This is a genomic window from Pseudonocardia sp. (genome assembly GCF_035305885.1).
Classification (GTDB): domain Bacteria; phylum Actinomycetota; class Actinomycetes; order Mycobacteriales; family Pseudonocardiaceae; genus Pseudonocardia.
Genome location: NZ_DATGOP010000153.1, coordinates 15,551 through 33,164, shown reverse-complemented (window position 1 = coordinate 33,164; position 17,614 = coordinate 15,551). Strand labels below are relative to the sequence as shown.

20 protein-coding genes are annotated in these 17,614 nt (G+C 74.5%); 9 read left to right on the top strand and 11 right to left on the bottom strand.

Annotated elements, in window-relative coordinates; translation table 11 throughout:
- Positions 1-58 precede the first annotated feature (58 nt).
- The 3 genes from VKZ81_RS34900 to VKZ81_RS34890 form a co-directional block, all read right to left on the bottom strand.
- Positions 59-394 carry a hypothetical protein gene (locus VKZ81_RS34900; RefSeq protein ID WP_324246047.1) on the bottom strand — a complete coding sequence of 112 codons (336 nt, stop codon included), beginning with the start codon at positions 392-394 and terminating at the stop codon, positions 59-61.
- 159 nt (positions 395-553) lie between these two features.
- Positions 554-784 carry an acyl-CoA carboxylase subunit epsilon gene (locus VKZ81_RS34895; protein WP_324246046.1) on the bottom strand — a complete coding sequence of 77 codons (231 nt, stop codon included), beginning with the start codon at positions 782-784 and terminating at the stop codon, positions 554-556.
- On the bottom strand, positions 781-2,412 hold the full coding sequence (locus VKZ81_RS34890) for an acyl-CoA carboxylase subunit beta (protein ID WP_324246045.1): 1,632 nt from the start codon (positions 2,410-2,412) through the stop codon (positions 781-783). The genes VKZ81_RS34895 and VKZ81_RS34890 overlap by 4 nt, the downstream gene beginning before the upstream one ends.
- Positions 2,413-2,601: 189 nt before the next feature.
- Between VKZ81_RS34890 and VKZ81_RS34885 the strand changes: the two genes are divergently transcribed.
- Genes VKZ81_RS34885 through VKZ81_RS34875 form a run of 3 tightly spaced genes read left to right on the top strand, consistent with a single transcriptional unit; the run spans position 2,602 to position 4,891 of the window.
- The gene (locus tag VKZ81_RS34885) at positions 2,602-3,408 is read left to right on the top strand and encodes a biotin--[acetyl-CoA-carboxylase] ligase (protein WP_324246044.1); all 807 of its coding nucleotides are present in this window, start codon (positions 2,602-2,604) and stop codon (positions 3,406-3,408) included.
- Positions 3,409-3,450: 42 nt separating this feature from the next.
- Positions 3,451-3,930, top strand: a complete 480-nt coding sequence (locus tag VKZ81_RS34880) for a PH domain-containing protein (protein ID WP_324246043.1) — start codon at positions 3,451-3,453, stop codon at positions 3,928-3,930.
- A 40-nt stretch (positions 3,931-3,970) separates the two neighbouring features.
- Positions 3,971-4,891 carry a hydroxymethylglutaryl-CoA lyase gene (locus tag VKZ81_RS34875; protein ID WP_324246078.1) on the top strand — a complete coding sequence of 307 codons (921 nt, stop codon included), beginning with the start codon at positions 3,971-3,973 and terminating at the stop codon, positions 4,889-4,891.
- 29 nt (positions 4,892-4,920) lie between these two features.
- On the opposite strand, the gene VKZ81_RS34870 is transcribed toward VKZ81_RS34875, so the two are convergent.
- The 3 genes from VKZ81_RS34870 to VKZ81_RS34860 are packed head-to-tail and all read right to left on the bottom strand — an operon-like array spanning position 4,921 to position 6,680.
- On the bottom strand, positions 4,921-5,379 hold the full coding sequence (locus VKZ81_RS34870; RefSeq protein WP_324246042.1) for a MaoC family dehydratase: 459 nt from the start codon (positions 5,377-5,379) through the stop codon (positions 4,921-4,923).
- A gap of 4 nt (positions 5,380-5,383) precedes the next feature.
- Positions 5,384-6,157, bottom strand: a complete 774-nt coding sequence (gene hisN / locus VKZ81_RS34865; protein WP_414709552.1) for a histidinol-phosphatase — start codon at positions 6,155-6,157, stop codon at positions 5,384-5,386.
- Between the two features lie 16 nt (positions 6,158-6,173).
- Positions 6,174-6,680 (bottom strand): DinB family protein, encoded by a 507-nt coding sequence (locus VKZ81_RS34860; RefSeq protein ID WP_324246040.1) that lies wholly within the window; start codon positions 6,678-6,680, stop codon positions 6,174-6,176.
- Positions 6,681-6,790: 110 nt separating this feature from the next.
- Between VKZ81_RS34860 and VKZ81_RS34855 the strand changes: the two genes are divergently transcribed.
- Both VKZ81_RS34855 and VKZ81_RS34850 read left to right on the top strand, forming a co-directional pair.
- Entirely contained in the window at positions 6,791-7,447 is a 657-nt protein-coding gene (locus VKZ81_RS34855; RefSeq protein WP_324246039.1) for a response regulator transcription factor, read from the top strand.
- A gap of 11 nt (positions 7,448-7,458) precedes the next feature.
- Positions 7,459-8,727 carry a sensor histidine kinase gene (locus tag VKZ81_RS34850; protein WP_324246038.1) on the top strand — a complete coding sequence of 423 codons (1,269 nt, stop codon included), beginning with the start codon at positions 7,459-7,461 and terminating at the stop codon, positions 8,725-8,727.
- 6 nt (positions 8,728-8,733) lie between these two features.
- On the opposite strand, the gene VKZ81_RS34845 is transcribed toward VKZ81_RS34850, so the two are convergent.
- The gene (locus tag VKZ81_RS34845) at positions 8,734-9,243 is read right to left on the bottom strand and encodes a GtrA family protein (RefSeq protein WP_324246037.1); all 510 of its coding nucleotides are present in this window, start codon (positions 9,241-9,243) and stop codon (positions 8,734-8,736) included.
- A 57-nt stretch (positions 9,244-9,300) separates the two neighbouring features.
- Here VKZ81_RS34845 and VKZ81_RS34840 point away from each other — a divergent pair, with 57 nt between their 5' ends.
- Positions 9,301-10,530, top strand: a complete 1,230-nt coding sequence (locus VKZ81_RS34840; RefSeq protein WP_324246036.1) for a 5-(carboxyamino)imidazole ribonucleotide synthase — start codon at positions 9,301-9,303, stop codon at positions 10,528-10,530.
- A complete protein-coding gene (gene purE / locus VKZ81_RS34835; RefSeq protein WP_324246035.1) occupies positions 10,523-11,038 on the top strand; it encodes a 5-(carboxyamino)imidazole ribonucleotide mutase in 516 nt (171 codons plus the stop codon). Before VKZ81_RS34840 ends, purE begins: the two co-directional genes overlap by 8 nt.
- A gap of 610 nt (positions 11,039-11,648) precedes the next feature.
- On the opposite strand, the gene VKZ81_RS34830 is transcribed toward purE, so the two are convergent.
- Complete coding sequence (locus VKZ81_RS34830) at positions 11,649-11,831, bottom strand: DUF7455 domain-containing protein (RefSeq protein ID WP_324246034.1); 183 nt, start codon at positions 11,829-11,831, stop codon at positions 11,649-11,651.
- 314 nt (positions 11,832-12,145) lie between these two features.
- Positions 12,146-12,808: a TetR family transcriptional regulator gene (locus VKZ81_RS34825; RefSeq protein ID WP_324246033.1), complete on the bottom strand. Its 663-nt coding sequence runs from the start codon at positions 12,806-12,808 to the stop codon at positions 12,146-12,148.
- Between the two features lie 60 nt (positions 12,809-12,868).
- Here VKZ81_RS34825 and VKZ81_RS34820 point away from each other — a divergent pair, with 60 nt between their 5' ends.
- Positions 12,869-14,023: an acyl-CoA dehydrogenase gene (locus VKZ81_RS34820; RefSeq protein ID WP_324246032.1), complete on the top strand. Its 1,155-nt coding sequence runs from the start codon at positions 12,869-12,871 to the stop codon at positions 14,021-14,023.
- 110 nt (positions 14,024-14,133) lie between these two features.
- Complete coding sequence (locus VKZ81_RS34815; RefSeq protein ID WP_324246031.1) at positions 14,134-15,168, top strand: acyltransferase family protein; 1,035 nt, start codon at positions 14,134-14,136, stop codon at positions 15,166-15,168.
- Positions 15,169-15,181: 13 nt separating this feature from the next.
- Here the strand turns inward: VKZ81_RS34815 and VKZ81_RS34810 are convergent, their stop codons facing one another.
- Complete coding sequence (locus VKZ81_RS34810; protein ID WP_324246030.1) at positions 15,182-15,904, bottom strand: TIGR03089 family protein; 723 nt, start codon at positions 15,902-15,904, stop codon at positions 15,182-15,184.
- Between the two features lie 21 nt (positions 15,905-15,925).
- Entirely contained in the window at positions 15,926-17,527 is a 1,602-nt protein-coding gene (locus VKZ81_RS34805) for an LCP family protein (RefSeq protein ID WP_324246029.1), read from the bottom strand.
- Between the last annotated feature and the right edge of the window lie 87 nt (positions 17,528-17,614).

Sequence of the window (17,614 nt, the reverse complement as noted above, 5' to 3'; positions counted from 1 at the left end):
CCGCAGAACGCGAGACCGGCCCGCCCCCGAGGGGACGGGCCGGTCCTGCGTGGGCGGGTCAGCAGCTGCTGCCGCCGGCGCTCCCCCCGCCGTCGCTGCAACCGCCGCCGAACCCGCCGCCCCAGCTGCTGGAGCCGCCATCGCTGTGGCTCCCCCCGCTCCAGCTGCTGGAGTCGCCGGCGTACCCGCCGTAGTGCCCGCCGCCGCCGCTGCGGACGGTCGCGGCGGGCACGCCGCTGTAGCCGTCGCCGCCGCGGGCCGCCGCCCGTGAGGTGCTGGTCGCGGTGATCCCCCGGCGTCGCCCGCCCCGGCCGTCGTCCGGCCGGCCGATCGCGGCGATGACCACCGCGATGACGATGATCGCGGCGATGCCGAACAAGATGATCGCTTCCACCTCGATCGCCTCCTCTGGCCGTCGGCGCACCGTCCCCCCTGGACGCCGATCGCCTCGGGCCGTCGCTTCCGAGTGTGTTGCGCGCCACGGAGGCGCGCCCAGCGACTTGGGCAAGGCTTGAGGTGGCTTCAGGAAGCCTTGAGGTTCCCGCGATCCCGCTCAGCGCGGCCAGAAGTACGTGCGCCAGGCCCCCGGGCCGGGGTGCAGCGGCGTGCGGAACCGGGTCGAGGGGTCGGACCAGCGGTCCCGCACGGGCGGCGCGGCGGGCGCGGCCGCCGCCCGCGCCGACGCCGCCGCGAGCACCACCGTGAGCGCGGCGAGCTCCTCGTCGGTCGGCTCGCCCTTGATGACGCGGAAGGCGGCCCTGCGCTCTTCGGGCGTCCCGCTCACAGCGGGATGTTCCCGTGCTTGCGGGCCGGGACGCCCTCGCGCTTCGTGGCGAGCAGCCGCAGCGCCCGCACCACGTGCCCGCGGGTGTGCGACGGCGGGATGACGCCGTCGATGTAGCCGCGGTCGGCCGCGATGTAGGGGTTGGCGAGGGTGTCCTCGTACTCCTGCTGCAGCTGCGCGCGGCGCGCGGCGAGCTCGTCGCCCGACAGCTGCGCGAGCTCCTTGCGGTAGAGGATGCTCACCGCGCCCGCCGCGCCGGTGACCGCGATCTGCGCGGTCGGCCACGCGAGGTTGACGTCCGCCCCGAGGTGCTTGGAGCCCATCACGTCGTACGCCCCGCCGTAGGCCTTGCGGGTGATCACCGTGACCTTGGGGACGGTGGCCTCCGCGTAGGCGTAGATCAGCTTCGCGCCGCGACGGATGATCCCGTTCCACTCCTGGTCGGTGCCGGGCAGGAAGCCCGGGACGTCGACGAACGTGAGGATGGGGATGTTGAACGCGTCGCAGGTGCGGACGAACCGGGCCGCCTTCTCCGACGCGTCGATGTCGAGGCAGCCCGCGAACTGCGTGGGCTGGTTGGCGACCACGCCGACCGACCGGCCGTCGACCCGGCCGAACCCGACGACGATGTTGGGCGCGAACAGCTCGTGCACCTCGAGGAACTCGCCGTCGTCGAGGACCCGCGTGATCACCTCCTTGATGTCGTACGGGGTGTTGGGCGAGTCCGGGATGATCGCGTCGAGCTCGCGGTCGGTGTCGGTGAGCGAATCGGTGATCGCCCCCTCCGTCGGCTCCGTCGAGGCGAACGAGGGCGGGTCGGACAGGTTGTTCGACGGCAGGAACGACAGCAGCTCCTTGACGTAGGAGAACGCGTCGGCCTCGTCCTCGGCGAGGTAGTGGGCCACCCCCGACTTCGTGTTGTGCGCCCGGCCGCCGCCGAGCTCCTCGAAGTCGACGTCCTCGCCGGTGACCGTCTTGATGATGTCCGGGCCGGTGATGAACATGTGGCTGGTGCGGTCGACCATCACGGTGAAGTCCGTGATGGCGGGCGAGTACACCGCCCCGCCCGCGCAGGGGCCCATCACGAGCGAGATCTGCGGGATCACGCCCGAGCAGCGCACGTTGCGCATGAAGATCTCGCCGTAGAGCCCGAGCGCGACGACGCCCTCCTGGATGCGCGCCCCGCCCCCGTCGTTGATCCCGATGACCGGGCAGCCGATCTTGGCGGCGAGGTCCATGACCTTGACGATCTTCTCGCCGTACACCTCGCCGAGCGCGCCGCCGAACACCGTGGCGTCCTGGCTGAACACCGCCACCGGACGGCCGTCGATCGTGCCGGTGCCGGTCACCACCCCGTCGCCGAACGGGCGCTTGTCCTGCATCCCGAAGTTCGTGGAGCGGTGGCGGGTGAGCGCGTCGAGCTCGACGAACGAGCCCGGGTCGAGCAGCTGGTCGATGCGCTCGCGGGCGGTCTGGCGGCCCTTCGCGTGCTGCCGCTCGACCGCGGCCTCGCTGCCCGCGTGCACGGCGCCGTCGATGCGCCGGTACAGGTCGGCGATCTTGCCCGCGGTGGTGTGGATGTCGGGCTCGTCGGGGCCGGACGCGAACGGCTCCGTTGCAGCGCTCATGGCCCGGGAGCCTAGCCGCGCGCGCGGCGGTCTCGACGCGATGCGCGTCACGCGCGGGCCGTGGCGGGCGGCACCCCGGGCCGCGGTTCGCCGTGGGTGGGTGCGCGTCCGGCGACGCGCGGGTGCCGCCCGCCGCGCGCGCCGGCAATCGCGAGCGGGCGGAGTGGCCCGCCGGTAGCGTCCGGTGGCATGCACCGGACGGTCGAGCCGCTGGACGCAGCGGCCTTGCGGGCTGCGCTAGGCGGGCGGTGGGCGCAGGTGGACGTGGTGGAGCGCACCGGCTCCACCAACGCCGACCTGCTGGTCGCCGCCGCGAACGGTGCGCCGGACCGCACCGTCCTCGTCGCCGAGCACCAGGAGGCGGGGCGCGGCCGGCTCAACCGCTCCTGGGTGGCGCCCCCGGGCACCGGGATCACGGTCAGCGTGCTGCTGCGGCCCGCGGGGGTCCCGCCCTCGCGGTTCGCGTGGCTCCCACTGCTCACCGGGCTCGCCCTGCTCGACACCGTGCGCATGGTGAGCGACGTGCCGGCCGGCCTGAAGTGGCCGAACGACCTGCTGCTCGGCCGGCGGCAGCGGAAGGCGGCCGGCATCCTCGCCGAGGTCGCCGACGCCGTGCGGCCCGCCGTCGTCATCGGGATCGGGGTGAACGTCGCGGCCGCGCCGCCCGACCAGCCGGGGGCCACCTCGCTCGCCGACGAGGGCGCCTCGGTCGACCGCACCCGGGTGCTCACCACGCTGCTGGACCGGCTCGCCGAGCGCGAGGCCCAGTGGCGCGACGGCCGCGGCGACGCCGAGTCCACCCGGCTGCGCGCCGACTACCGCGCCGCCTGCGTCACCCTCGGCTCCGAGGTCAAGGTCGAGCTGCCCGGCAGCGCGCCGCTGCGCGGCATCGCCGAGGACGTCGACCCCGACGGGCGGCTGCTCCTGCTCGACCCGTCGGGTCACCGACGTGCCGTCGCCGCGGGCGACGTGGTGCACCTGCGCCCGTCCGGGTAGCGAGCCCCCCGGCGGCCGCGCGGAACGCCTAACGTGGCGTTCGTGGCCTACCCGGACGATCTGCTCGCGGAGGGCGAGCAGGTGGTCGTGCACCGGCGTCCGCACTGGAAGATGCTCGTCGGCCCGGTCCTCGTGCTGCTGCTCGTCGTCGGGGTCGCGAGCTTTTCCGCCGCGGTCGTGCGCGAGCAGACGTGGGCGCCGTGGGCGTGGCTCGGCCTCGCCGCGGCCGGTCTCGCGCTCGTCGGCCGGTTCACCGTCTACCCGGTGGTGCGCTGGCGCACGACGCACTTCGTGGTGACCGACCGCAGGGTGCTGGTGCGCGAGGGCGTCGTCACCCGCCAGGGCATGGACGTCCCGCTCCGGCGGATCTCGAGCGTCCAGTTCCGCCAGGGCCCGCTGGAGCGGCTGCTCGGGTCCGGCACGCTGGTGATCGAGTCCGACTCGGACGAGGCGCTGGAGTTCGACGACGTGCCGGGTGTGCGCCGGGTGCACGCCGTGCTCTACAACCAGGTGGCCCACTAGCGGCCAGTAGCGAGGTGAGACGGTGACCAGAGCCCTGCCGATGTCCGTGCCCGCGCCCGGCCTGCCGGAACGCGTCACGATCTACGAGGTCGGGGCGCGGGACGGGCTGCAGAACGAGTCGGCCGTCGTGCCGGTCGAGGTGAAGGCCGAGTTCCTGCACCGGCTCGCCGCCGCGGGGCTGAAGGTGCTGGAGGCGACGAGCTTCGTGCACCCCAAGTGGGTGCCCCAGCTCGCCGACGCGTCCGACCTGCTGGCTCGCCTGGAGCGGGCCGAGGGCGTCGACTACCCGGTGCTCGTGCCGAACGAGCGGGGCCTCGAGCGCGCCCTCGACGCGGGTGTCTCGCACATCGCGATCTTCGCGAGCGCCACGGAGGCCTTCGCCCAGCGCAACCTCAACCGCACCCTCGACTCCCAGTTCGAGATGTTCGAGCCGGTGGTCGAGCGGGCGCTCGCGGAGGGGCTGCGGGTGCGCGGGTACGTGTCGATGTGCTTCGGCGACCCCTGGGAGGGCGCCGTCGCGCCGGAGCAGGTGGCCGGGGTGACCCGCAGGCTCGTCGACATGGGCTGCCACCAGATCTCGCTGGGCGACACGATCGGCACCGGCACCCCCGGGCACGTCGACGCCGTGCTCGACGCCTGCGTCGCGGCGGGCGTGCCGATCCGCCAGCTCGCCGTGCACTTCCACGACACCTACGGCCAGGCGCTCGCCAACACCCTTGCCGCGCTGCGCCGCGGCGTGCGCACCGTGGACGCGAGCGCGGGCGGCCTGGGCGGCTGCCCCTACGCGGAGTCGGCCACCGGCAACCTCGCCACCGAGGACCTGGTGTGGATGCTCGACGGGCTCGGCATCGCCCACGGGGTCGACCTCGACGCGCTCGTCGCCACCAGCGTGTGGATGGCCGGGCAGCTGGGGCGCCCGTCGCCGTCCCGGGTGGTGCGGGCGCTGGGCGGCGACGGGTAGGAGCCACACGTCGGGAATCGGCGAGGGTGCTAGGGCTGCGCCTGGCCGTCGCGCGTGCCGAACATCCCGGTGAACGTGCTGCGGAACACCACCTCGTCGCCGCGGCGCAGCCACGCGCGCAGCTTCACCAGCCCCAGGTTCGGGCGGCTGCGGGAGCGGCGGGCCTCGAGCACCTCCATCGACGCGCGCAGCTCGTCGCCCGCGAACACCGGGGCGGGCCAGGCGATCTCCTCACCGCCGGGGGAGCCGAGGGAGGCGGCGCGGGCGAGCACGCCGTCGGCGTAGGCCCGCATCCACAGCGAGGCGGTGAACCAACCCGACGCCGCGAGGCCGCCGAAGATCGACGCCTTGCCCGCCTCCTCGTCGACGTGGAACGGCTGGGGGTCGAACCGGCGCGCGAACGCGACCATCTCGTCGCGGTCGACCACGATCGTGCCGAGGTCGAAGGAGCGGCCGGGGGCCAGGTCCTCGAAGTAGAGCTCGGTCATCGCGTCACCTCCCCACGATCGCGAGCGCGGCCTTGTGGAGGGCGCCGTTGGAGGCGAGCCCGTCGCCGCCGTCGAACGTCTCGGCGCCCGAGAGGTCGGTGAGCCTGCCACCCGCCTCGGTGAGGATCGGGACGAGCGCGGCGAGGTCCCACGCGTTCGCGGTCGCGTCCACGGCGAGGTCGATCACCCCCTCGGCCACCAGGCAGTACATCCAGAAGTCGCCGAACGCCCGGGTCTCCCAGCAGGCGTCGACGAGCCGCAGGTAGTCGTCGCGGCGGCCCAGCTCGGCGAACGCCTTGACGTCGGTGGTGGACAGGTAGGCGTCGGCCAGGTCGGTGACGCCGGAGACGCCGATGCGGCGGGTGCCGCCCGCGTCGGACGTCCACGCGCCCTCGCCGCGCGCGGCCCACCACCGCCTGCCCAGCGCGGGCGCGCTCGCGACCCCGACCACCGGCTCCCCGCGCACCGTGAGCGCGATCAGCGTGGCCCACACCGGCACGCCGCGGGAGAAGTTCTTCGTGCCGTCGATCGGGTCGATCACCCAGCCGCGTTCGGCCTCGGACACGACGCCGCCGCGCTCCTCGCCGAGCACGGCGTCGTCCGGCCGCTCGGCCGCGATCCTGCGGCGCAGGGCGTCCTCGACGGCGGTGTCGGCGTCGGTCACCGGGGTCCGGTCCGGCTTGCGGGTGACCCGCAGGTCGGCGGCCCGGAACCGCGCGAAGGAGATCTCGTCGGCGGTGTCGGCGAGGCGCAGGGCGAGCTCGAGATCGGCGTCCACGACCGGCAAGCCTGCCTCATTCCCCGACGGCGCCGTCGATCCGCTCCCGCAACAGGTCGGCGTGGCCGTTGTGGCGGGCGTACTCCTCGACCATGTGGACCAGCACCCAGCGCGCCGAGAGCTGCCTGCCCTCCCGGTCGGTGACCGGGACCTCGAGCGACGGCAGCGAGGCCGCGATCTCCCGCGCCCGCGCGCACTCCGCGCGCCACGCGGCGAGGTCGTCGTCGACGCCCGCCGGGTCCACGTCGTCGAACTCGCCGTCGGGGTTGGCGTCGGAGTAGTAGAGCGGCGGGGCGTCCTCGCCGGCGAGGCGGCGGCGGAACCACGCCCGCTCGACGTCGGCCATGTGCCGCACCAGCCCCAGGAGCGACAGCGTCGACGGCGGCGCGGACCTCGTCACGAGCTGCTCGGGGGTGAGACCGGCGCACTTCATCTCGAGGGTCGCCCGGTGGAAGTCGAGCCAGCCGGCGAGCATCGTGCGCTCGTCGGCCGCTCCGGGCGGGCGGGGACGGTCGTCGGCCATGCGGGCGATGATCCCCCGCCGCCCTCCCGGCGCGGTCGGGGGGAGCGGGTGGCCGCCCGATCCGGTTCGCGGATGCCCCGGGAGACCCCGTGCTGCCTAGACTTGCGGGGGTGACCACCGTCCTGCTGGCCGAGGACGACGCCGCGATCGCCGAACCCCTGTCCCGGGCGCTGCAGCGCGAGGGCTACGCCGTCGAGGTCGCCGCCGACGGCGCCGCCGCGCTCGAGCGCGTGCGGCGCGGTCACGTCGACCTGCTCGTGCTCGACCTCGGCCTGCCGGTCATGGACGGCCTCGAGGTGTGCCGCCGGGTGCGGATGGACGACCCGGACCTGCCGGTGCTGATGCTCACCGCCCGCACCGACGAGGTCGACTTCGTCGTGGGACTCGACGCCGGCGCCGACGACTACGTGGGCAAGCCGTTCCGGCTGGCCGAGTTGCTCGCCCGGGTGCGGGCCCTGCTGCGCCGGCTCACCCCGGAGGCCGTCGAGGTCGCCGGCGTGCGGATGGAGCTGTCCGGGCGCCGGGTGCTCGTCGACGGCGTCGAGGTGGGCCTGGCCAACAAGGAGTTCGAGCTGCTGCGGGTGCTGCTGCTGCGCGCGGGCCAGGTCGTCACGCGGGAGGAGATCCTGCGCGAGGTGTGGAACGACCCGGACATGAAGACGTCCAAGACGCTGGACATGCACATGTCCTGGCTGCGCCGCAAGATCGGCGGTGAGCACCGCATCGCCACGGTGCGCGGCGTCGGCTTCCGGTTCAACAACAACTAGGGCAGCGGGCCGTGCGCCGCCGGATCCTGCAGTCCACGCTGCTCGTGGTCGCCATCACGGCCCTCGTGCTGGGCGGGCCGCTCGCGATCACCACGTGGCAGCTGGTCGAGGACATCCACCGCGCCGACCTGCTGTCGCGCCTCGAGCAGGTGGCGGCGCGGCTGGACACCGTCGGCGCGACGATCGACAGCGCCGCCATCGAGCTCGCCGTGCCCGCGGGTGGGCGCCTCGTGCTGCAGCGCTCCGGCGAGCCGGACCAGGTGCTCGGCGCCGACGTCGGTCCGGACCCGGTCTCCGAGTCGCTGCCGTTCGCACCGGGCGGTCTGCTCGTCATGCAGGAGCCGCTGCAGCTGATGCGCACTGAGCAGCTGCAGGTCACGGCCGTGGTGCTGCTGCTCGTCGTGCTGTCGGTGGGCACCGGCGCCGTGGTGGCGACCGTCACGGCGCGGCGGCTCGCCGAGCCGCTGCGCGGGGTCGCCGACCGCGCGGCCCGGCTCGGCGCGGGCGACTTCCGGGCGGTGCCCGACCGGCACGGCATCCCCGAGCTGGACCGGGTCTCCGACGTGCTCGACACCTCTGCGGTGGCGCTGGCCGATCTGCTGCAGCGGGAACGCGCGCTCGTGGGTGACGTGTCCCACCAGCTGCGCAGCCGCCTCACCGCGCTGCAGCTGCGGCTGGACGAGCTCGCCGCCCACCCCGACCCCACGGCGCGCAGCGAGGCGCTGGCCGCGCTCGAGCAGGCCGAGCGCCTGTCCGAGGTGCTCGACGAGCTGCTGGAGACCGCACGCGTGGCGCGAGCGGCGGGCGCGGAGCCACAGGACCTGAAGGAGACCCTGAGCGCCGTGGCCGACGAGTGGCGCCCCGCGCTCAAGGCGGCCGGCCGGGCGCTCAAGGTCCGCGCGCCCGACGGCCTGCTCGCCCGCGTGACGCCCGCCCGCATCCGGGAGGCGATCGGCGCCCTGCTCGACAACGCGATCCAGCACGGCTCCGGCACGGTGACCCTGAGCGCCCGCGCGGCCGAGAACAGCCTGGTGGTGGACGTCGCCGACGCGGGCCCCGGCGTGCCGGACGAGCTGGTGCCGCACGTGTTCGACCGGGGCGTGTCGGTCGGCTCGTCCACCGGCATCGGCCTCGCGCTCGCCCGCGCGCTGGTGGAAGCCGACGGCGGGCGGCTGGAGCTGTCGCGGGCCCGCCCGCCGATCTTCACGATCTTCCTGCCGGCGGCGAGGGCGGACGACGTGGTGGCCGCCGGGCCGCGGCGCACGTCCGCGCCGCGCTGAGGCGCGTCAGGCGGCGGGCACCCTGCGCCGGACGCCCTCGTCCGGGAAGACGAAACGGCGGAAGGCCCACCAGCGGAACGCCATGCCGGCGAGCACGCCGAGGATCTGGCCGCTGACGAAGTCGGCGATCTCCTGCGTGAGCAGGCTCACGGACGGGACGGCGAGGTCGAACACGTAGCGCGAGATCGCCAGCGGCGCGGAGTAGACGCCCACGCCGATGCCGCTGACGAGGAAGAACAGCGCCGCCTCGTGGTGGCGTTCGCGCCCGCCGCGCGTGCGGAACGACCACTCGCGGTTCAGCACGTACGACACGATCGTCGCCACCAGCACTGCGATGATCTTCGCCGTGAGCGGCTTCTCCGCCAGCACCGTGGACTTGAGCAGCAGGAACACGACGGTGTCGATCACCCAGGTGGTGCCGCCGACGAGGGCGAACTTCACCAGCTCACGGTGCTTGATGGCGATGTCGCGGTAGGGCTGCGGGATCATCGCCAGCGCCGACTCGACAACGGACACCTGTTCGATCGTGCCAGACGTCGGCGCCCGGCCGCCCGCCGGTAGGCTTCCTCCACCGTGGACGCCACCCGCTCGCACCCCGCCGGGCGCCTACCGGTCGTCGGGATGGTCGGTGCGGGGCAGCTCGCTCGCATGACCCACCAGGCCGCCATCGCGCTGGGTCAGTCGCTGCGCGTGCTCGCCGCCGACCCCGCCGACCCCGCCGCGCTCGTGTGCGCCGACGTGCACGCGGGCACGCCCGGCGACCTGGCCGCGCTGCGCGCCTTCGCCCGCGGCTGCTCGGCGGTGACGTTCGACCACGAGCAGGTGCCGCAGGAGAACCTGCGCGCGCTCGTCGAGGCGGGTGTGCCGGTCCACCCCGGCCCGGACGCGCTGCTGCACGCCCAGGACAAGCTCGTGATGCGCACCAGGCTCGCCGGGCTCGGCCTGCCCGCGCCCGCCCACGCCGAGGTGCGCGAGCCGGGCGACGTCGCGGGGTTCGCCGCCGAGCACGGCTGGCCGGTGGTGCTCAAGGCCGCCCGCGGCGGCTACGACGGGCGAGGCGTGTGGCACCTGCGCGGACCGGATCCGGCGCTCGTGGCCGAGTTGCTCGCCGCGGGCACGCCGCTCCTGGTGGAGGAGGCCGTGCGGATGCGGCGGGAGCTGGCGGCGCTCGTCGCCCGGTCCCCGTTCGGCCAGGCGGCCGCCTGGCCGGTGGTCGAGACCGTGCAGGAGGACGGGCAGTGCGTGCAGGTGCTCGCGCCCGCTCCCGGCCTCGACGAGGACGTGGCCGCCGAGGCACAGCGGATGGCGCTGCGGATCGCAGCGGAGCTGGGGGTCACGGGGCTGCTCGCGGTCGAGCTGTTCGAGCGGACCGACGGCGTGCTGGTCGTCAACGAGCTCGCCATGCGGCCGCACAACTCCGGGCACTGGACGATCGAAGGTTCGCGCACCTCGCAGTTCGAGCAACACCTGCGCGCGGTGCTGGACTACCCGCTCGGCGCCACCACCCCGACCGCGCCCGCCGTGGTCATGGCGAACGTCCTCGGCGCGCCGCAGCCGGTCGCGATGTCGATGGACGAGCGGGTGCACCACCTCTTCGCGCGCTTCCCGGACGTGAAGGTGCACCTGTACGGGAAGGCCGAGCGGCCGGCCCGCAAGGTCGGGCACGTCACCGTGCTCGGCGACGACATGGCCGCCGTGCGGTCGCGGGCGGCGCTCGCCGCGGCGTGGCTGTCCACGGCCGAGTGGCCGGACGGCTGGTCCCCGCACACGGGCGGCGCCCGGCAGGAGGTGCACCATGGCTGAGCCGGTGGTCGGCGTGATCATGGGCAGCGACTCGGACTGGCGGGTGATGCAGGCCGCGGCCGACGCCCTCGCCGAGTTCGAGGTGCCCTACGAGGTGGGCGTCTACTCCGCGCACCGCACGCCCCAGCGGATGCTCGACTACGCCGCGAGCGCGGCCGACCGGGGCCTGCGCGTGGTGATCGCGGGCGCGGGTGGGGCGGCGCACCTACCCGGGATGGTCGCCGCGGCCACGCCGCTGCCGGTGATCGGCGTGCCGGTGCCGCTCGCCCAGCTCGACGGCCTCGACTCGCTGCTGTCGATCGCCCAGATGCCCGCGGGCGTCCCGGTGGCCACCGTGGCCGTCGGCGGGGCGCGCAACGCCGGGCTGCTCGCCGTCCGGATCCTCGCCGCCGGCGACCCCGCGCTGCGGGAGCGGATGGTGCGTTTCCAGGCCGACCTCGCCGAGACCGTGCTCGCCAAGGACGCGAAGCTGCGGGCGGCCGCCACCGGGCGCGACGCCGCGGGGTGAGCCGAATTCCCGTGGCGGCGCCGCCCCCGCCGTGCGTAGGGTGGCGGTACACGGGAAAGGAGGTGGTCCAGCGTTGAATAGCTACAGGACTCGTGAGGTGGCTGTCCGCTAGCACCACGTGGACTCGTTTCCGACGGCCTCGTGGAAAGCCGGTGTGGTGCCGGCGAATACCAGGCGGTCACCCGTGATCCCCGGGTCCGAGCCCGTCCAGCTCGGTCGACGCAGGCTCGCCTGCGGCCCGGGGATCACGCATGTCCGAAGACGGTCACGCTCGGCCGATGGAGACCTCGTTCCCGTCCGGGTCGGTGACGACGGCCGGCCGCTGTCCCCACGCTGCGGTGCGGGTTCGGCGACGATCCGAGCGCCGGCGGCGTAGAGGTCCCACAGGCGCCCGAGGTCGGGACGACAGCACCGGGAACAGCTCACCGAACACCCGGGCACTTCCCCGGCGGTGCCGCTCGGGTGGCACCGCGTGCGCACATCTCAGCGGATCCGCCGCGGCGGTCGTCGCCCGGGGCGGCACCACCGTTCCCGCCGCGTCGCGCGTCCGTGGCACCACCGCGAGCCCGGTCGCAGCCCGCGGCCGGGCTCGCCGCGGTTGCCGGGGAGCTCAGGGTTCGGGGGAGAGCAGCGCGCCGATCTCGCGGAGCCGGCTCTCGTGCACGCGGGCGTGGTGCTCGCAGAGGACGAGGTCGAGCGCGCTCGGCAGCACGGCCCGCACGCGGGCCGCTGCGCTGCACCGGTCGCACCTGTCGTGCCCGGTGAGGGTGGGCGATGCGTCGGCGGCGTGCACGGCGGCCGTCCTCAGGCGGCGCCCGCCGCCGGGCGGAACAGCGGACCGGTCGCGGAGGGGCCTGCCGTCCACGACCGGTTCGCCGCCCGTGCCGCAGGGGGTCCCGGGGCGATCGGCGGAGCGGAGGAGGGCGAGTCCACGTCGGCTGAGGGGGGCGCCTGCGTGCTCATCGTCGATCTCCGTTCCGCCGGAGCGCCGTCTGCGGCACGGAAGAAGGATCCGGCACCGGGACGGGCCGTTGCCACCCCGCTGTCCCTCCGTCGGACTCCTGCCAGCCTCACCTTCCACATGGGGGTTGTCCCCCATTGCCGCCGTCAGGCGTGCCGTTCCAGGCGGGCGACGGCGGCTTCGAGCCGCTCGGTCACGTCCGGCTCTCCGGGCTCCCGCGGCAGCAGGTCGACGACCTTCCGGAACCGCTGCCGGTAGTGCTCCAGCTCCTCCGGCCGCCCGCCCGCGGCGAGCCACCCGCGCAGCGCGAGGTTGTGCGCCGCCACCACGGCGGCGCCGATGACCGCGGCGCGCAGGTCGCCGTCCGGCTCGCCCGCGTAGCGCTCGCGCAGCCTGCGGGTGAACAGGCGGCGGTAGTGGTCCACCCGCGCCGACTCCCGGTCGCGCAGCGCGGGCACCTCGTGGGTGAGCCGGAACCGTTCGACCGACAGCTCCGGGTCGTCGGCGTAGAGGTCGAACACCGTCTCGCCCGCGCGCACCACGAGCGACGCGGTGGGCTCCGTCGGGTGCGCGGTGGAGAGCACCTCGTCGACCCGCGCCAGCGCGACCTCGTGGTCGGGCGAGATCGCGTCCTCCTTGCTCGGGAAGTAGCGGAAGAACGTCCGCCGCCCGACGCCCGCCGCGGCCGCGATGTCGTCGACCGTCGTCTCCTCGTAGCCGCGCGTGCGGAACAGCCGCACGGCCGCCGCCACGAGCGCGCGCCGCACCTCCGCTCGTCCCTCGGCCGAGCGGCCACGACGGACATTCATGGCACGGAGAGTAACAGGGACCGGTGTACAACGGCACTGAGTGCCGTTAAGCTGGCCGGCATGAACCCCGACTTCGACACCTACCGGCTCAGCGAGGAGCACGAGGCGCTGCGCGAGGCGGTGCGGGCGCTCGCCGAGAAGGAGATCGCCCCGTACGCCGCGGAGGTCGACGAGCAGGGCCGCTTCCCGACGGAAGCGCACAACGCACTGGTCAAGGCGGGGTTCCAGGCCGTCATCATCCCCGAGGAGTTCGGCGGGCAGGGCGCCGACGAGCTGGCGGGGTGCATCGTGATCGAGGAGGTCGCGCGGGTCTGCGCGTCGTCGTCGCTCATCCCGGCGGTCAACGGGCTCGGGCTCACGCCGATCCTGCTCTCGGCGTCCGACGAGCTGAAGCGCGAGGTGCTGCCGTCGATCGCCGCGGGCGACGCGATGATCAGCTACGCGCTCTCCGAGCGGGAGGCCGGCTCGGACGCCGCCTCCATGAAGACCCGCGCCCGCCGCGACGGCGACTCGTGGGTGCTGAACGGCACCAAGTGCTGGATCACCAACGCGGGCGAGTCCACCTGGTACACGGTGATGGCGGTGACCGACCCGGAGAAGGGCGCGAACGGCATCTCGGCGTTCGTCGTGCACCGCGACGACCCCGGCTTCGAGGTGGGCGCGAAGGAGCGCAAGCTCGGCATCAACGGCTCGCCCACCCGCGAGATCTACTTCAACGACTGCCGCATCCCGGCCGAGCGGATCATCGGCGCCGAGGGCACCGGCTTCAAGACGGCGCTGGCCACGCTCGACCACACCCGCCCGACGATCGGCGCCCAGGCGGTCGGGATCGCGCAGGGCGCGCTGGACGCCGCCACCGCCTACGTCAAGGAGCGCAAGCAGTTCGGCAAGCACATCGCCGAGTTCCAGGGCATCCAGTTCATGCTCGCCGACATGGCGATGAAGGTGGAGGCCGCCCGCCAGCTCGTCTACGTCGCCGCGTCGCGCGCCGAGCGGGGTGAGCCGGGCCTCGGCTTCATCTCCAGCGCCGCGAAGTGCTTCGCCTCCGACACGGCGATGAGCGTCACCACCGACGCCGTGCAGCTGCTCGGCGGGTACGGCTACACCAAGGACTTCCCGGTCGAGCGCATGATGCGCGACGCCAAGATCACCCAGATCTACGAGGGCACGAACCAGATCCAGCGGATGGTGATGGCGCGGGCGCTCCTGCGGTGAACCTCCAGGTCATGATCGACCCGTGACGGTGCGGTCACCGGTTGTGCGGCAGCGCGCGGGATGACATCCTCCGGCGCACGATGTCGGCGAGACACAGCTCCCCACTGTCCTTGCTCCCGGCGCTCGACTCGTCACGGCTGGCCTGGGTCGACGCGGCCAAGGGCATGTCGATCCTGCTCGTGGTGGCCCACCACGCGGTGTCGTTCCTGCACACCTCCGGGCTCGTGCCACCGGCCGTCGTGGCGGCCAACACCGCGCTCGCGTCGATGCGCATGCCGTTGTTCTTCCTCGTCTCGGGGCTGTTCGTCGCGCGGCCGCTCGCGGCGCCGTGGCGGGTGCTGCTGCACAAGCGGGTCGCGTTCTTCGCCTACCTGTTCGTGCTCTGGACGCTGCTGCGCTTCGCGTTCTTCCACATCCCCGCCGTCGCGGCCGTGGACCCCTACGTCGACGACACCGATCCCGTGGCGCTGGCGCTGTCGCCGCTGATCCCCGGCTCGGGGATGTGGTTCATCTACGCGCTCGCCCTGTTCGCCGTGCTCGCCAAGCTGGGCAAGGGCCTGCCGGTGTGGCTCCAGCTGGGCGCTGCCGGGGTGCTGTCGGCGTTCGTCGGGGCCGAGATCGTGCAGTTCGAGGAGGACGTCTGGACGCGCATGGCGCGCCACCTGTTCTTCTTCCTGCTCGGCTGGCACGCCCGCACGATCGTCGAGCGCGTGGCCGGCGCGAGCACCGCGCTGCGGGTGGCGGGCGCGGCCGCGACGAGCGTGGGTTGCGCGGTCGGCATGGTCGCGCTCGGCCTGCGCCCCGTCCCGGGCGTGGCGCTCGCGCTCAACGTGCTCGCGGTGACCTTCGGCGTGCTGTTCGCCGCGTGGATCGCGCGGTACCGGCTGGGGCGCCCGCTCGTGGCGCTGGGTGCGCAGACGCTGCCGGTCTACCTGCTCCACGTGTTCTGGGTCGCCGTGGTCATGGTTCCGCTCGCCGACGTCGCGATCCCGCAAGCGGTCCAGTATGCGCTGCCCGTGGTGATCGCCCTCGTGTGCACCGCGCTGTCGCTGCTCACGCACCGGCTGCTGGTGGCCGCGGGCGGCACGTGGCTCTTCGCGCTGCCGGGGCGGCTGGCCTACCGCGCCCCCGCGCCCGCGCGCTGAGCCCGGCTCCGCGCTAGCCGAGCCGGACCGTGGTGCGCTCCGTCGCGGCCTTACGCTCGAGCGCGGCCTCGTCGGGGTTGCGGACCTGCACGAGCGACGCCTCCGCGGCCAGCACGGCGAGCAGCCCGTCGCGCAGGCCCTCGTCGGTGTCCCACTCGAGCGTCGACAGCACGCGGTCCGAGCGCGAGAGGCCGAGCTCCGCGGCGCGGGAGCGGGCGGCGGCGAGGACCTCGGCGACGGTCGCGCCGTCGAGGGCGGCGGCGGAGTCGGGGATCTGCTCCCACGGCTCGAAGTCGTCGCCCTGCAGCCGCACCTCGGTGGCGAAGTCGACCACGCCCGCGGGCAGGCCGGGGACGCCCTTGCCGAACGCATCGAGCGACAGCGCCACGACGCCGCCGGACGGGCCGGACGCCAGCGCGACGTCGACGCGGTCGGCGTCGCAGAGCACCCAGTCGGCGCCCGCGGGGTCGCGGACGACCTCGGCCCCGCACCACCACGCCGCGAGCAGCACGGCCGCGGTCTGCCAGTGCGCGGGCAACAGCGGCGCGATCCGCGCGCCGGGCTCGACGTCGCACTCCTCGCGCAGCAGGTTGGCGGCCTTCGCGGCCCAGTTCGCCGTGGTGGTGCCGGAGAGCTCGACGCGTTCGCCGGTCGCGTCGTCGTAGAACGTGATCAGCGGGCGGGCGGCCACGCTCGGGGTGCGCAGCGGGCCGAGCAGGGCGGCGGTCAGGCTCACGCCCGCCACCCTATGGCGCGCTCAGTCGACGCAGGGCACCCCGGACGCCGTGATCGGCTCGGTGGGCGGGGGCGGCGTGGTCGCGGGCGGCGTCGGGGACGGCGCGGGCGGCTGCTTCGCCGTCGGCACCACGGCCGGGTCGAAGTCGCCGCCCAGCACGACGTTCAGGTGCCCGCGGGCCACGGACCCGTCCTGCTCGGTGCGGATGCCGCCGAGCTGCTCGGCCACGGCGCGCGCGGCGTCGGCGTCGGGGCTCGCGTAGCGGACGACCGAGGTCTCGGTGGCGGCGGTGTTGTCGACGATCCCGCGGGCGAAGCCGAGCCCGCGCAGGTGGTCGGCCACGTTCGCGGCCATGCCGCTCAGCCGCGAGCCGTTGCGCACGTCCACCACGTAGCGGGACGCGACGAGGTCCGGCGGCGGGGGCGGCACGGCGGCCTGCACGGCGGCCGCCTCGGCGGCGGCCCGCTCGGTCGCCTCCTGCTCGGCGATGTGCCGCTCGATGAACTCCTCGACGGCCCGGGGTTCGACGAGGACGACGTCGCCGCGCGCGTTGGACTCGCGGCCGTTGGTGGGGATGGTCACGAACTTGAGGTCCCCGGCCGCGATGTCGGCGGCCTGCCGGGCGAACGCGAGCAGGTCCCAGCCCTCGTCGATCACCAGCGACTGCTGGGCCACCTCGACCAGCGCGGCGAGCCGGGCGGGGTCGGTCAGCGTGCCGGTGGAGAGGATCTTGTCGGCGACCGCGGCGAGGAACACCTGCTGGCGGCGGATGCGTGACAGGTCGCCGTCGGGCAGGCCGTGGCGCTGGCGGACGAACGCGAGCGCGTCCGCGCCGGAGATCGTCTGCGGGCCCGCGGGGAAGCGGGCGCCGGACAGGTGGTCGTCGACCGGGTTGCGCAGGCAGACCTCGACGCCGCCGATGGCGGTGGTGAGGTTGTAGAAGCCGAGCAGGTTGACCTCGGCGTAGTGGTCGACGGTCTGCCCGGTGAGCCGCTCGACGGTGCGGATCAGCGTGGTACGGCCCTCCCGGGCCGACTCGGCCTCGATCCGCTGCGGGTCCCGCACGCCCTCGGCGACCAGCCGCTCGGCGGCGAGCGCCTTCGTGGCCGGGTACGCGGCGTTGATCTTGTCGCGGCGGTAGCCCGGGATGTCGACGTAGGCGTCGCGCGGGATGGAGAACGCCGTGGCCGACCCGCCGCCCTCCGGCACGTGCAGCAGGATGATCGTGTCGGAGTTGAGCACGCCGGTGTCCGGGCCGCTCGACAGCATCCGCTGCACCTCGGGCGGCAGCGGCCTGCCCTGGGCGTCCGTGCGGCTGTCCACCCCGACGAGCAGGATGTTGAGGTCGCCGCCGTCCCCGCCGCCCGCGATCACGTCGGTGGTGGTGATGCCGGCGGTGATGTCGCGGTACAGCGTCCACGCCGTGCCGGTGAGCACCATGACCAGCGCCGAGGCCACCACCAGCGCGGTGCGGAGGCGGTCGCGGAGCGTGCGAGGTCGGGCCGGGCGCACCGGCCGGGGGCGCGGGCGCGGCCGGGGCGGGCCGGCCTGCCGGGACCCGCGCGCGGGGGCGGGGCGGTCCCAGGCGGCGGGACGGGGCCGCGTGGTGCTCCGTCCCTCCATCGGTGCACCTCCGGTCGTCGCGCTCCGCCTCCTTCTCCTAGGGTGCAACACGGGACGCGCTCGTCCAGAACGCCGGGGGGCGTGTCG

Bases quoted from the DNA above. Each gene is read 5' to 3' on its own strand.
- VKZ81_RS34890 (WP_324246045.1), bottom strand. From the start codon at position 2,412: ATGAGCGCTGCAACGGAGCCGTTCGCGTCCGGCCCCGACGAGCCCGAC.
- VKZ81_RS34875 (WP_324246078.1), top strand. From the start codon at position 3,971: ATGTCCGTGCCCGCGCCCGGCCTGCCGGAACGCGTCACGATCTACGAG.
- VKZ81_RS34805 (WP_324246029.1), bottom strand. From the start codon at position 17,527: ATGGAGGGACGGAGCACCACGCGGCCCCGTCCCGCCGCCTGGGACCGC.
- VKZ81_RS34870 (WP_324246042.1), bottom strand. From the start codon at position 5,379: ATGACCGAGCTCTACTTCGAGGACCTGGCCCCCGGCCGCTCCTTCGAC.
- VKZ81_RS34885 (WP_324246044.1), top strand. From the start codon at position 2,602: ATGCACCGGACGGTCGAGCCGCTGGACGCAGCGGCCTTGCGGGCTGCG.
- VKZ81_RS34825 (WP_324246033.1), bottom strand. From the start codon at position 12,808: ATGAATGTCCGTCGTGGCCGCTCGGCCGAGGGACGAGCGGAGGTGCGG.
- VKZ81_RS34860 (WP_324246040.1), bottom strand. From the start codon at position 6,680: ATGGCCGACGACCGTCCCCGCCCGCCCGGAGCGGCCGACGAGCGCACG.
- purE (WP_324246035.1), top strand. From the start codon at position 10,523: ATGGCTGAGCCGGTGGTCGGCGTGATCATGGGCAGCGACTCGGACTGG.
- VKZ81_RS34820 (WP_324246032.1), top strand. From the start codon at position 12,869: ATGAACCCCGACTTCGACACCTACCGGCTCAGCGAGGAGCACGAGGCG.